Below are 12,364 nucleotides of genomic sequence, written 5' to 3'. Positions count from 1 at the left end.
AACAAACCATGACTACACCACCCAACGAAGGGGGGCCGATCTGTCCTGCCTGTGGAGACACGGGCAGCATCCGAAACGAAGCTTGGGATTTATTCGAGCAGTGGGCCGCAGAAGCCTTCGGGGTTGACGTTATTACCTGCCCCGCCGACCAAGCCCAGGCGATCGCTCGAAGATTTGAATCCACCTTTGGCCCACAGCAACACCTCTGCCCTATCTGCAAACCCTATCCCCAGAACACCCCATGACCTACATCACCCTTCAGATCGAGGAAAGCGACCACCTCCGCCAAACCCCGATCACCTCAGAGGACATTGAAGACATCCTGGCTCTGTTGGGCCACCCAAAGGCAGCGATCGCCGCCGCCCGCATCACTGTCCAACAGCCTCACGCGACAGTCCACTGGACAGACCAGATTGCCGCTTAATTCGTTGCCCACCCTGCGCTACAGTCAACATCATGTTTCAGCCCTCACAGTACCAGACCGATATTTTTGACTTCGTTACCAGCGGCGCGGGTGATGCCGTAGTCGATGCCGTCCCCGGCAGCGGCAAAACCACCACCTGTGTAGAAGCCTCAAAGCGCTTGACCTCGCGCAATGCTCTGTTCTGCGCCTTCAACAAACATATCGCTAACGAGCTGAAGACCCGCTTGCAGGGGATGAGAGCCCAGACCATTCATTCCCTTGGCCTATCGGCCCTCAGCCGCCTGGGCCGTCCAGAGCTGGACGACAAAAAGTACAACAAACTGATTCGCCAGTATGTCATCGACCAGAATGTGACTGAAATGGAAGCGCTACGGAACACCAGCGATCGCATCCGGGGCCTGCTGCGCCTCACCCAGTTAACGCTGACCAACCCCGAGGATGAACCTGCCCTGAAAGCCCTCGCTGACCGCTTCGACCTCGACCGCAAAGATTGGGACTTTACCTGGAAAGCGATCGCCCCCATCCTGCAAGACGGCACCAACCTGGTTCGCCAGGTGATCGACTACAACGACATGGTTTGGTTGCCTCACGCCCTAGGGCTGGAGCCGAGGAAAGCCGATTGGGTGTTTGTGGACGAGGCTCAAGACTTGAACCAGGCCCAGCTAGAGCTAGTGCTGAAGGCTCGCGCTAAGGGTGGGCGAATGCTGTTCGTTGGAGATCGGCGGCAGGCTATCTATGGATTTACTGGGGCCGACACTCAGAGCATTGCCAACATAACGGATCGCACCCAAGCCACAGTATTACCCCTGTCGATCTGCTACCGCTGCCCCACCTCTCACATTGAGTTGGCCAATGCCGTCTATCCCGGTATCGAGCCTCGCCCTGGTGCGCCCCTGGGGGTTGTGAGAGAGATTGACGACACAGACATCGTTAAGAACGTGGGCGACGGCGACCTGATCCTCTGCCGAACCAATGCGCCCCTGGTGACGGTGTGCTTTGAGCTGATTCGCGCCGGTATTCCGGCCCGGATCCGAGGAACGGACATCGGCAAGAACTTAATCACTATCCTGCACCAGATTGAAGAAGCTCCCGGCTTTCAGTTCAGCCGATTAGAAACATACCTCCGCAAGTACCTCGACGAACAGCGCCAGCTCCGCCAGGGGCAGGACAGGGACGAGGTTGAAATGGTGATGGCCAACTTCAAAGACCGGGTAGAAACCATCCTGGCCATTAAGGCCGCTACTGTGCCTCGGAACATGGCTGAGCTAGTGCGGGCGATCAACGACCTGTTCAGTGACCAGCGAGCAAAGGTATGGCTCTCCAGTATCCACAAGGCCAAGGGACTGGAAGCAAGACGAGTCGTACTGCTACATCCCCACCTACTGCCCCACCCTAATGCTAAGAAGCCCTGGGAGAAGGAGCAGGAGATGAACCTGAAGTACGTATGGTTGACCCGTGCTACAGAATGCTTGACCTTTGCCTACGGTGATGAGGATGATTAGTTGGCTAAGATTAGCTGCGTCCCAAGCTAAAGCAACCAACCCTATGGCTGAACCCAATTCCTCTGCGGCGGTACTGAATGCCATCAAAGCCAGAGCGATCCAGACCTGGGGGGAGGAAAACTGGTCAAAAGAAATTATCAAAGCCTATGTGGAGATTGAGCAGCAGCAGGGCGTAGACGCTAAAAAAGCCAGTTATGTCAATCGCCGAACCCAAATTCTAAGAGCTTTTGAGACAGGTAGCTGTCGGCTAGACACAGCTATGCTGCTGGCTGATGCAGTAGGTTGTCAGTTCCAGTTGGTCTGTACTGAGGTAACGGTGACTCAGTTCTAAACGATCACGAATCTTCTGTAGAGTCTGCCTGATCGGGCTTTGGGGACAAATGCTCTACCCCCTCACCATTCTCGGCAATGAGCGACAGCATGTACAAGCGGGCTTCTCGGGGCATGGCCTCAAGCAGCTTTTCTAGGGAATCAATCCGAATATTTTGCTGACCATTACGGAAGTTACTGATTTGTGCGGTGGTCAAACCACTCTGCTGGGCCAACTCTGAACCCCTCAGACGAAACTTAGACACAGTTTCCCTAAAAGCGTCAGAAATTTTCACGATCACACACTCTTGCCTAGGTCAAATGATTGCATGCCATCGGCCAGTTTCATCCACAGAACAGTAGATAATTTTACTTTGTGAAAAGAAAAATCAGCTGCATCATCGGCCAGCCGAACCATCGGATCGGATAATTTATTGTCGAATTAGATAATTTATTATAGATTTATATAATTCGCTGCGTTCTAAGAACCCACTATGGAGTTGCCCCGTGACCTAGTGCTGACAGCTGAGGATATTCGCTACCTCCGCCCGGCTCAGCTTTCTACCCTGACAAATATCCAGCCCAACTGTTTCTCCGCTTGGAGTGCAACCCGGCGCATGTCTGAGGCCAGCCTTAAAGCCATAGCTGAGGCTCTGAGCGTAGACCGGGAGGAAGTGTTGAGGGGGTTCGATTTAAGACGGGAGGACTACCTCCTAGCCAAGACTGCCCAGAGGAAAGCCTTGAGATTGCAAGCCTATCTCCAACCCAAACAGGAGTCGGCTTGACGCTCTCAAAGCTACTCAAACAAACTGCTTTGCGCTACGAGGCTGCTGCTACCCAGGTGCTCAAGGAATGGTCGCCTGAGTGTGGTTGTCAGCGCCCTGGAACTCGTCACCACTGCGAAGCTTGCCCCTGCTTGACCCGGTTTGAGCGACTGGTTCAGGAGCAAATTTCGCAAATGTCATCAGATGCAACTGCATCTTCTTCGAGTGCATCTATTTCAAGTTCGTGTTCCCATGTCGTTTCAAAACCACCGATATGACTTCAAGGACGCCCTTTACCTCCCTACCCAGGCCATAAGTGGATTGGTTCAAGGCATTCGCCAAGATTCCCTAGCTAACCAATGGCTCTACCAACTCACGACGACAGGCGATCGCTGGTGGACTGAAGACGAAGTCGTCCCTGCCTGCCCCAAATGCTTAAGTCCCATAGGCTTTGCAGCTAGCCACTGCCAAGTCTGCGGGCTTTGTCTGGACGACTAGATCGCCCAAAAAAAGCCCCAGCCTGTCCATCCAGTGCTGGGGCTTCTCACAAATTCGTAGTTCCTATCATGACAGACTCTCAGCGACCTGCGGAAGGTAGGGGACAGCCTCATCTGCGCTTGACCCCTGAAGAAGTCCTAGAAAACTGGCGAAACCACTTCTACACGCCAGCGGGATACCTCTACCACCTAATCCTGGCCCTACGCCGGGAGGGATGGTGGTATCGCATTGAAAATGTGTCTAAGTTCTGTCGCGAGTGGAAACTTAATCGCCGCACGTTCTACCGAGCTAAGGCTGAACTGATCCTGATTGGAAAGCTCGAAGAGAACATTTCAGGCACCATCGACATCCGCATTCGGGGGGTGAGTCAAATTGACTCACCTGTGTCACCAGAGTCACAGGGTGTGTCACGCCTGACACAGGGTGTGTCACACGGATCACACTTGTCTCTCGAAACTGGCTCTGGGCAAGGGTTTCCAGACCCTACAGATCTTTCTCAGATCTTTCTCAGATCCGATCAAGAAAGAGAGAGAGAAAGCGGCGAGTTTTCCACAGGCAAGAGCGAAGCTGACCAGGCCGAACCACCACCGCAGGATCCCTGTGCTCAGCCTAGTGTTCTAACAGATTCACCTGTGGAACCAGAGATCCCGGACGGGACTGACAATTCCGCCGAGGCCGACGACCCATTTTTTGATTGGGTGCTGACCCAAAAGGTTCCGCGACTCCCCACTAAACCAGCCTCACCAAGAAGCGCTGCAAGGGGCTGGATTGAGAAGCATGGCGCACAACTGTACGCCGAGTATCAGACCTGGCTTGCTGCGCCTCAGAGAAGCCCCACAACTTGCACTGGCCCACCCCCACCCCCCCCTCCAGAGGAAGTGACCCCAGCAGAACGTCTCAGGCGCTACCAGCAGCTCTGGGCAAACCCAATCTGTCGAAACGGGATCCGCAAGACCATCGACGACAACCCCGACTGGAATCTCGCTATCGGCCCCGATGGGCCACAGGAGAAAGGCCATGCCGATGATTAAAGCCCGCTACCCCGCTAACTGGGGGGCGATCGCGTTGGGAGTGAAGGAACAGGCTAACTGGTGCTGTCAGGAATGCGGCCGCCAGTGCCAGCGCCCCGATGAATCTTTGGAGCAGCTGCGATCGCGGATTGGGAAAGCCAAACCCCGGCAGTACCTGCTGACTGTCGCCCATCTGGATCAAATCCCGACTAACTGTTCTGGGGACAACTTAAAGGCTCTCTGTACGGTCTGTCACCTGCGCTATGACCGTCAGTTTCGCGCGCGGCAGCGGGCCTTACTGCGCGAATGGTTTGGACAACTCAACATCCCTAACATCCTGGAGGTAACGCTATGAACCCGCTTATTGGCCATCAACTCACCCTACTGCCCGAAGTGCTGCCCTACCTGGTGAGCAATCCTGCGGCCTGCGCTATCTGTAGCCAGCAGCGGTCAGCGAAAGGGCTTTCAGGTTCATGCCCAGTCTGCCAGTGGCGCGAGACAGCATCATCCCCAGAACAGCTCAGCCCAGGATTTTATGCACTAGGGAATTCCCCCCAAATCCTGATCGTTACCGAGCAATCGCCCGACTATGGCCAGCGCCCATTATCCCCAGAACAAACCTTCAGCATTGGCGATGAGGTAAAAGTTTTGGCTGTGCAACCCAATCAGTCAAAGGTGTGGATTGGGAGGAAGGGCACTGTCCACAAGCTTAGCCGTACCCGAGTCTGGGTCAAACTGCGGGGCCAGGGCGGCGGCAGGGCGGTCGAGTTACCTTTTCCCATTGAGTGCCTGGAGAAGCTGCCTAATCTCAGGCGATCGCAGCAGCGGCGGTACAGTCCCAAGGGCCATGCTTCTGGCTGGTTGGAGGAACGCCAGGGCAACAAGAAGCGGAAAACCCCCAGCGTTTCCTACTACTACGGCTGGTTTGACAAGGACACCTGCCGGAAGCGCTACGTGCCAGTAGGGAAGGTCTACCGGGTACACGAGATGATCCAGCAGCGTGAACCTACTAGCGAGATTTTGGCGTTTCTGGGGGTGAAGCAGCCCTCTCGGAGCCATGATTAAGGCCATCAATGTTCAGACCGAGGAGAGGCTCGACCTGGCCCAGAGAGGGGAGGGGAATTGGCTAGATTGGATGGCTGAGCAGGGCTACCTTATTTGCGATCGCATTTCTCTAGGCCATGTCTGCCTGGAGCTGTACCAGCGGGATGAGGATGGGGTCTACGCTCTCTACCATCCGCCCCTGCTGGATCTCAGTGTGGAATGCTTGTTCTTTAACATTCCCGACGAGGCAGGGTTTCAAGAGTTGATTTTTCTAACGAAAAAAATGCTCTTTCTCATTTCTTTTCCTGCGGGTTATCCCTCAAGTCAGCAGTGAATTTTGCTGCTCATCATCGCCAAAAATTTACCTCTTAATCAAGAGATATCAAGTGATGGTTTACTCTGATAACAACGAAAAAAACCAGAAATATGATGCTATTTCTGGGGAGAGACTAATCCCTGAAAGTGAACTAAAAGATGCTGTTCGGGAAGTGTTGGCTGAAATGCTGGGCTTTCAGCAAGGGGCACAAACTCAAGGAAATCGGCAGTGGTATGATACCGATCCGGCCTATCAGTTACTTGATTTGGATAATGCCGAGCAACTAAGAGATGCTGTACGGTCAGGGCTTTTGAGAGTAGGCCATGAAGTCAGGGATAGGCGTAAGCCTAGTGCTCGTCTGCCGCGATATCAGTTTCATATTGACAAGTGCCTTCAGCGTTTGGCAGAGAAACCGGAGAAACGATGGAAAAAGTAAGATGTAACAAAAGCAAAATACTATGGAGCTATAGGCCGATCCTTATCCTGAATTCGAGATTGAAAGACATCGGCATGTTGCTTTTCAGAGATCCATCGATTGTACCGATTCCAGTGAACTGTAGGAGAATGACCCATAAATGCAGCAGCTATAGGTACAGGAAAGTTAAATACAATAGATGCTCGAATTGCATAAGCATGGCGTAAGTCATAGGCAGGGAAAGGAATTTTATAGCGCTGAAATTGCCTAGTCGTCCTATTCCCGTATTCCTTATAAGTTTTGCCAGTAATATCAGGGCGGTTCACTTTCCATAGCTCCCAATTCTCTACCCATTCTGGATAGAGAGGATAAACTTTTCTTCCTTTAGTTTTGCCTTCAGTAACTTGGATGACACGGTCTAAAGAGTCATCCAGGAATTTACAAAAGAAAGCTTCATGAGGGCGCAGGCCATATGTAGCAAGCATTCCGTAAACCCATCGCCAGCCTAGATTAGGGACTTTCCCCTGCCATTCAGAAATCACTTCATCAGTTGGCAAATCTCTTGGTTGTACTTTGGATGATGAATAGCTGCCGGAATAACGATTGAGATCCACAGCCATCCCAGCAAAATTGGCTAGTTTTTGGAGCTTCTCACAGGTTTGCTTTCGGTTTCGTGTCTCTTTCTCGGTTTTGTGAACCACAGAAAGCAAGGTACTTTCCTTGAGGGGTTCATCTAAAGGTAACCGCTTATAGACGCACCACCAGTGAAAATGCCAGGTTGTTTCCTTCAAGCTATGAGTTCTCATGTACTCAGCCTTAAAGCGCTCTACCCACTGACCAGTGGTCAATGTCTCCGCTGTTTGGACTACATCAGGGCGATAGGTACACCAGTCAAATTCTTTACAAGCAATTAGGGCACCTAGCTTCCTCGCTTCAGCTTCAGCTCTCTCCAACCCAGCTGGGTTAGCGTAAATTTGCAAGGATACGTCCTGCTGGTGCGGGCGATCCTTGCTGGAGGATGGCTTAGGGGGCAGCGTGGCCCGTAGATATAGGCGATTTCCCTTTTGCCTGACCGTTACACCAGTACTTGCAGACTTCAGACGCTCGTTAATCGCCTCTAGAGTGAGTTTGCCTCGTGCCACTTCCCTATAGCTTCCCTAAATCTTCCCTACTTTCTAGGGAAGATTCTGACATATCCAGGGATATTCTGTCATATCGGAAATGTCGAAAGTCCCGTATTGATGGGACTTTTAGGTACGGGGCTGGCGGGATTCGAACCCACGACCTGCCGCTTAGGAGGCGGCCGCTCTATCCTGCTGAGCTACAGCCCCAGGGGTTGACTACGGATACTGGGCCATTTTACACCCTGCACCAGGGGTGAGGCTTCAAGAACGGGTAAAGATGGCGCGATAGACGGGTAAGCCCTGCTCTAGGGTGACGCGCTCGCGATCGGTCTGGGCAGGAAAGGGGCTTTGGGGTAACCAGTCTTGATCCTGACGCTGGAAATTGGGGTTTTCGGCCAGGCGATCGCACATATCCACCGCCACCTCCTCCACATCCGACTGCACCACCAGTCGCCCGCCAGCGGGCAAAAACTCCGCCAGGGTGCCAACCAGCTCGGGTTGCAGCACCCGTCGCTTTTGGTGGCGCTTTTTGAACCACGGGTCAGGGAACTGGATAGACACCTGCTGCAACGGGTTCTGGTCGCCCCAGCTTTCGAGCAGCGATCGCAGGGAGATGTTGACGTTGCAGTACATAAAATGCAAATTGGTGAGTTCGGCCTCCTGCTGACGCTTTTGAGCCGATTCGACCACGGGCTTGCGAATTTCGAGGCCCAAAAAATTCCACTCGGGCACCAGCCGGGCCATGGACAACAAAAATACGCCCTTGCCGCAGCCGATATCGATGTGCAGGGGCTGCTGGGGGTTGGCAAAGGCTGCGCTCCAGCTGGGCACCTCAACGGGAGCCTGGTATTTTCCACTTAGGGGGTTGACGTGCTGACGCACCCGGACAACTGCCACAGCCTAAACCTCGCTGCAATTACGGCTTTCTATCATGCCACTTTGCCTGGGCCAATTGGGCGTCTAAAGGCTAGGCTGTTAGGACATGCATAAAAATCAACGTTTTACTTCCATGGGACAGCGTTTTCGCTTCGCTATCATCAGCGACCCTCACATCGCTCGACCTGAAACCATCTACAACGGCCCCAACCGCTTTCATTTAGTAGAAGTCAGCATTCCGGGCATTGAGCAAATCTTTGATCATTTAGAATCGCTGGATCTCGACTTTTTGCTGCTGCCCGGCGACCTCACCCAGCATGGCGAATGGGTGAACCACCAGTGGCTCATCGATCGCCTCAAGCGGCTGCCGTTTCCAGCCTACGTCGTGCCGGGCAACCACGATGTAATTGCCCGTGACGCCAGCGATCGCACCATTGGTCTACACGACTTCCCCCGCCTGTACCAGGACTTTGGCTACAGCGACGGCAAAACGCTGCACTACCAGCACGAAATTCTCCCCGGCGTGCGGCTGGTGGCGCTCAACTCTAACGCCTTTGAGCCATCGGGCGAGCAGGTGCGGGTGGGCTATGTGGATGAGGCCCAGCTGGACTGGCTGGAGGAGACGCTGACCCGGTATCGGGACGATCTGATTCTGGTGATGCTGCACCACAACGTGCTGGAGCACCTGCCGGGGCAGTCGAACAGCCCCCTGGGCCAGCGCTATATGGTCAGCAATGCCGAAGCGATCATTCAGCGGCTGGAGGCGGCGGCGGTGCGGCTGATGTTTACCGGCCATCTGCACGTGCAGGATGTGGCCCGGCGCGGCGACCTGTGCGAGGTGCTGACCGGGTCACTGGTGAGCTACCCCCACCCCTACCGGATTGTGGAGATTGAGCACGGCGATCGCGAGCTGCGCATGGAGGTGCGATCGCGCCGTCTTACCGCCGTTGACCCCTGGGACGACCTGCAAACCATGTCGCACCAGTGGATGAGCGATCGCGCTGAGGGCTTTATGGCCAAGTTCCTCACCAGCCCGCCTGTGGGGCTAGCGGAAGCAGAAGCGGCGGCGATCGCCCCAAAGCTAAAGCATTTTTGGCCTAGCATTGCGGCGGGCGACACCCAGATCGATTTCTCGCACCTGCCCCTCGATGTGCAAACGCGATTGGCCCACTTTAACGCGGTGGATGGTGAGGGCAACCCCCAGGCGATCGACAACACGGCCACGCTGGTGTGGCCCATCAGGTAAACCAAAACCTCCGGGTTCTTAAAGAACCCGGAGGTTTAGAGGCCGGGCGAGAAACCCGATTTCCAAGCTTGCTTTATCTAGAACACGAAGTTTTCGGCGTTGTTCAGGGCCGCCGCATCTACCCCCTGAAAGGTGATGAAGTTGGTGAACTGGCTGCGCCCGGCTCCGCCCTCTAGCTCCAGCGAGAGCTGAGCCCGACCGCTGTTGCCCAGGTTGCGGATTTGCACTACGCCGTCGGCGATGGGGTCGGTGCCGCCGTAGCCAACGCTGGCCAGCAGGTCGGTAAACACCATCTGGTCGGCCCCCACCGCGAAGTCGGTGATGGTAGCCCCGGTTTGAGCGGTGCTGGTGTAGACAATGCGATCGCGCCCGCCGCCCGTGGTAACCAGGTCGGGGCCGCCGCTGGCCAGAATGGTGTCGCTGCGATCGCTGCCCACCAGCACATCGCGCCCAGGGGTTCCCGTGATAACGCTGGGGGCCTCGATTGTGAAGCGGGCCAGCAGCGGGTCGTGGTCGCTGGCGCTCTGGGGGGATTCGGCAAACTCAGCATTGACATGTACAGCGTCGAAGTCGGCCCCCGCCGACAGGCTCTCGCTGACTAAAATGTGGTCCAGCGATTGAGAATTGCCCTGGAAGATGAACGAGTAGCGCTCATTTTCGGGCAGGGTGTTGGTCAGGTTGGTCAGCCCAGCACTCTCTAGCCCGGTGAGCGGCGACACAAACTCAAACTCGTTGAGGTCGCCCAGCACCACCACATTCGCAGCGGGGTCGCTGCCCAGCAGACCGCTGACGTAGCCCTGCACCGCCTCAGACTGAGCCTGGCGCTCGTCGAGGGAGCCGTTGACGCTGGGGTCTTCTTGCAAATCTTCAAAGGGCTGCTCAGTGCCCAGGATGGGGGCGCTGCCGCCCTTGGACGAAAAGTGATTGTTGATCAGGGTGACGGTCTCGCCGTTGAACTCGAAGCTGGCCACCAGGGGCAGCCGCGCCCCCGCAAACGCCTCGCCGCTGCTCTGCCCGCCAATGGTCGCCACCGATCCTTCGACCAAATTGACCCGGCTGGGGTCGTAGAGGTAGGCGGTGCGAATGTTGGCACCGGGCTGGCCGCCGCTGGCGTCGTCGGTGATGAAGGTGTTGTCGATAAAGGCGTAGGTGGGGCCACCGGCAGCGGCGATCGCATCCACCAAAGTTTGCAGGGTCACATCTGCCGCCGTCACCCCATCGTTGAGCGAGCCGTTGTTATCCTGAATTTCTTGCAGGGCAATGATATCTGGGGCGTTGAGGTTGTTGACGATCTGCTGAGCGATCGCATCAAAGCGCCCATCGGCCATATCGGTGTCGCCATCGCCATCGTTGGGGTCGAGGTTGAGCACGTTGTAGCTGGCCACCGTAAGCTGGTCGCTGCCTTTGGTCAGCGTGCTGACCTCGGGTTGCAGGCCCGCCGACTGAATGCCGCTGGTGAAGTCTTCGGTCGCCACAATTTGGAAGTTGCCGAAGTCGTAGTTCACGACACCCGTGACATCGCCCAGGTTGTCGCCCACATTCACCGCAGGAAAGGCAAAGTCAAACACGCCGCTGTCGAACTGAATCTGCACCCGCTCGGGGTTGAAGTCGTCGGGGCTGATGTTGAGGGTGCCGCGAGTACTCAGACCCGTAGCCCCTGCGCCGTTATCCACCACGCCAAAGATTTCGCCAAAGCCGTTGGTGCCGTTCACCACCAAGACATCCTGGGCCGTCACCCGCATCCCTTCCAGCGACTCAAAGAAGTCGATGCCGTCGGTAACCGGGTCAAAGCTGCCAAAGGCGTCGTCGTCAATGTTTTCGGTGGGGGGCACCCGACCGCCTGCGCCCAAGATCACCGCCTCAGGCAGAGCATTACCGCTGCTCAGGGTAGTGATGGTCGGGTTGCCGCTAATTTGGGTGGTGGAAAGGTTGCGGGTAGAAACGCCGCCGGGAGTAAACTCCGACACGGTGCCCGTCACCTCTAGCCCGTCGCCCACCGCCACGGTAGGGGCACTGCCGGTGAACACAAAAATGGCGTCGGAGGTGGCGATGTTGCCGTCGCCCACCGCGTCTTGCAGGTAAAAGCCATTGCTATCGACGGCGGTGACAATGCCCGTAGTCAGTACGGTTTGGCCGACCAGAGCCGAGCTGTGCCCAGCCCCTTGAATCGTGTAAATTGCCGTCGGTTCTAGCTCGCCGCCGTCATCGCCACCGCCGCCATCGCCGCTGTTGATCGCGCCTTTGGTAGCCGCCAGGGGACCAGTCCAGACCCCATCAATGCGCTGCAACGATTGGCCAACAGCGGTGTCTCCGGTTTCGGCTACGCCGATGTCAACACTGGTGAGACCATCCGCCGCACCGCCTACCGCCGTAAACGAGCCTTCGTAGCTGAGAAATTCAACCACGTTGCCCAACCCATCGACCAGCGCCAGACCATCGGGTGCCCCATTCTGAATGCCGTTGCTGGGGAAATCAACTACGACGGTGCCGTGGCCGTTGCTTTGGTCGGCAATGACGCCGCTGAGGGCAACGGTGTTGTAGACCGTACCGCCATTGCCGTTGTAGAGCACCAGGCTCCAGCCGCTTAAATCGGTACCAGCAGGGCCAGCAATTTCGATAAATTCGCCGACATCGGTGCCCGTATTGTCGTAATGAAATTCGCTAATAAAAACCGAGGTTGCCATTGGAACGTCACCAATTGAGTAAGGGTTTGCGTATGGCCGCGCCAAACCGAGCCCCACAGAGCGTGGAGCCTGGTCACGCAGCAGCGCTATTACAAGGAGTCATTTGCAGGCGGATGGCCTAAAGCCGGTTTAGATCAGCCTGGTGGATTAGG

At 55.7% G+C, this 12,364-nt stretch carries 13 protein-coding genes and 1 tRNA gene; 9 read left to right on the top strand and 5 right to left on the bottom strand.

Features of this window, described 5'->3' with window-relative positions; genetic code table 11:
• Window positions 1-8 precede the first annotated feature (8 nt).
• The 4 genes from ACQ4N7_RS23260 to ACQ4N7_RS23245 are packed head-to-tail and all read left to right on the top strand — an operon-like array spanning window position 9 to window position 2,257.
• On the top strand, window positions 9-245 hold the full coding sequence (locus tag ACQ4N7_RS23260; protein WP_430713828.1) for a hypothetical protein: 237 nt from the start codon (window positions 9-11) through the stop codon (window positions 243-245).
• Complete coding sequence (locus tag ACQ4N7_RS23255) at window positions 242-424, top strand: hypothetical protein (RefSeq protein ID WP_430713827.1); 183 nt, start codon at window positions 242-244, stop codon at window positions 422-424. The genes ACQ4N7_RS23260 and ACQ4N7_RS23255 overlap by 4 nt, the downstream gene beginning before the upstream one ends.
• Before the next feature lie 32 nt (window positions 425-456).
• Window positions 457-1,926, top strand: a complete 1,470-nt coding sequence (locus ACQ4N7_RS23250; protein ID WP_430713826.1) for a UvrD-helicase domain-containing protein — start codon at window positions 457-459, stop codon at window positions 1,924-1,926.
• A 43-nt stretch (window positions 1,927-1,969) separates the two neighbouring features.
• Window positions 1,970-2,257, top strand: coding sequence for a hypothetical protein (locus tag ACQ4N7_RS23245; RefSeq protein WP_430713825.1), 288 nt, complete (start codon window positions 1,970-1,972; stop codon window positions 2,255-2,257).
• 4 nt (window positions 2,258-2,261) lie between these two features.
• Here the strand turns inward: ACQ4N7_RS23245 and ACQ4N7_RS23240 are convergent, their stop codons facing one another.
• Window positions 2,262-2,501, bottom strand: coding sequence for a helix-turn-helix domain-containing protein (locus tag ACQ4N7_RS23240; protein WP_430713824.1), 240 nt, complete (start codon window positions 2,499-2,501; stop codon window positions 2,262-2,264).
• Between the two features lie 2,013 nt (window positions 2,502-4,514).
• Here ACQ4N7_RS23240 and ACQ4N7_RS23235 point away from each other — a divergent pair.
• The 4 genes from ACQ4N7_RS23235 to ACQ4N7_RS23220 are packed head-to-tail and all read left to right on the top strand — an operon-like array spanning window position 4,515 to window position 6,303.
• On the top strand, window positions 4,515-4,862 hold the full coding sequence (locus ACQ4N7_RS23235) for an HNH endonuclease (RefSeq protein ID WP_430713823.1): 348 nt from the start codon (window positions 4,515-4,517) through the stop codon (window positions 4,860-4,862).
• Window positions 4,859-5,572, top strand: coding sequence for a hypothetical protein (locus ACQ4N7_RS23230; protein ID WP_430713822.1), 714 nt, complete (start codon window positions 4,859-4,861; stop codon window positions 5,570-5,572). The genes ACQ4N7_RS23235 and ACQ4N7_RS23230 overlap by 4 nt, the downstream gene beginning before the upstream one ends.
• Window positions 5,565-5,885 (top strand): hypothetical protein, encoded by a 321-nt coding sequence (locus tag ACQ4N7_RS23225; protein WP_430713821.1) that lies wholly within the window; start codon window positions 5,565-5,567, stop codon window positions 5,883-5,885. The genes ACQ4N7_RS23230 and ACQ4N7_RS23225 overlap by 8 nt, the downstream gene beginning before the upstream one ends.
• 55 nt (window positions 5,886-5,940) lie before the next feature.
• Window positions 5,941-6,303, top strand: coding sequence for a hypothetical protein (locus tag ACQ4N7_RS23220; protein WP_430713820.1), 363 nt, complete (start codon window positions 5,941-5,943; stop codon window positions 6,301-6,303).
• A 20-nt stretch (window positions 6,304-6,323) separates the two neighbouring features.
• On the opposite strand, the gene ACQ4N7_RS23215 is transcribed toward ACQ4N7_RS23220, so the two are convergent.
• The 3 genes from ACQ4N7_RS23215 to trmB all read right to left on the bottom strand — a co-directional run bounded on the left by ACQ4N7_RS23215 (window position 6,324) and on the right by trmB (window position 8,303).
• On the bottom strand, window positions 6,324-7,262 hold the full coding sequence (locus ACQ4N7_RS23215) for a hypothetical protein (protein ID WP_430713819.1): 939 nt from the start codon (window positions 7,260-7,262) through the stop codon (window positions 6,324-6,326).
• 277 nt (window positions 7,263-7,539) lie between these two features.
• Window positions 7,540-7,613 (bottom strand) — tRNA-Arg (locus tag ACQ4N7_RS23210).
• Window positions 7,614-7,667: 54 nt separating this feature from the next.
• Window positions 7,668-8,303 (bottom strand): tRNA (guanosine(46)-N7)-methyltransferase TrmB, encoded by a 636-nt coding sequence (gene trmB / locus ACQ4N7_RS23205; RefSeq protein WP_430713818.1) that lies wholly within the window; start codon window positions 8,301-8,303, stop codon window positions 7,668-7,670.
• 112 nt (window positions 8,304-8,415) lie between these two features.
• On the opposite strand from trmB, the gene ACQ4N7_RS23200 reads away from it, so the two are divergent.
• Complete coding sequence (locus ACQ4N7_RS23200; protein WP_430713817.1) at window positions 8,416-9,528, top strand: metallophosphoesterase family protein; 1,113 nt, start codon at window positions 8,416-8,418, stop codon at window positions 9,526-9,528.
• Window positions 9,529-9,605: 77 nt separating this feature from the next.
• On the opposite strand, the gene ACQ4N7_RS23195 is transcribed toward ACQ4N7_RS23200, so the two are convergent.
• On the bottom strand, window positions 9,606-12,212 hold the full coding sequence (locus ACQ4N7_RS23195) for an endonuclease/exonuclease/phosphatase family protein (protein ID WP_430713816.1): 2,607 nt from the start codon (window positions 12,210-12,212) through the stop codon (window positions 9,606-9,608).
• Window positions 12,213-12,364: the final 152 nt, after the last annotated feature.

Origin of the sequence: Nodosilinea sp. AN01ver1 (assembly GCF_050565655.1) — a bacterium.
In the GTDB taxonomy this organism is placed as follows: Bacteria; Cyanobacteriota; Cyanobacteriia; order Phormidesmidales; family Phormidesmidaceae; genus Nodosilinea.
The sequence above is the reverse complement of the archived record's forward strand: the minus strand, read 5'-3'. Positions and strand labels throughout refer to the sequence as shown.

What these genes read in the sequence shown, in the direction of transcription:
- ACQ4N7_RS23250 (WP_430713826.1), top strand. Translation starts at nt 457, where the DNA reads ATGTTTCAGCCCTCACAGTACCAGACCGATATTTTTGACTTCGTTACC.
- ACQ4N7_RS23245 (WP_430713825.1), top strand. Translation starts at nt 1,970, where the DNA reads ATGGCTGAACCCAATTCCTCTGCGGCGGTACTGAATGCCATCAAAGCC.
- ACQ4N7_RS23235 (WP_430713823.1), top strand. Translation starts at nt 4,515, where the DNA reads ATGCCGATGATTAAAGCCCGCTACCCCGCTAACTGGGGGGCGATCGCG.
- ACQ4N7_RS23200 (WP_430713817.1), top strand. Translation starts at nt 8,416, where the DNA reads ATGGGACAGCGTTTTCGCTTCGCTATCATCAGCGACCCTCACATCGCT.
- ACQ4N7_RS23220 (WP_430713820.1), top strand. Translation starts at nt 5,941, where the DNA reads ATGGTTTACTCTGATAACAACGAAAAAAACCAGAAATATGATGCTATT.
- ACQ4N7_RS23225 (WP_430713821.1), top strand. Translation starts at nt 5,565, where the DNA reads ATGATTAAGGCCATCAATGTTCAGACCGAGGAGAGGCTCGACCTGGCC.
- ACQ4N7_RS23260 (WP_430713828.1), top strand. Translation starts at nt 9, where the DNA reads ATGACTACACCACCCAACGAAGGGGGGCCGATCTGTCCTGCCTGTGGA.
- ACQ4N7_RS23255 (WP_430713827.1), top strand. Translation starts at nt 242, where the DNA reads ATGACCTACATCACCCTTCAGATCGAGGAAAGCGACCACCTCCGCCAA.
- ACQ4N7_RS23195 (WP_430713816.1), bottom strand. Translation starts at nt 12,212, where the DNA reads ATGGCAACCTCGGTTTTTATTAGCGAATTTCATTACGACAATACGGGC.
- ACQ4N7_RS23230 (WP_430713822.1), top strand. Translation starts at nt 4,859, where the DNA reads ATGAACCCGCTTATTGGCCATCAACTCACCCTACTGCCCGAAGTGCTG.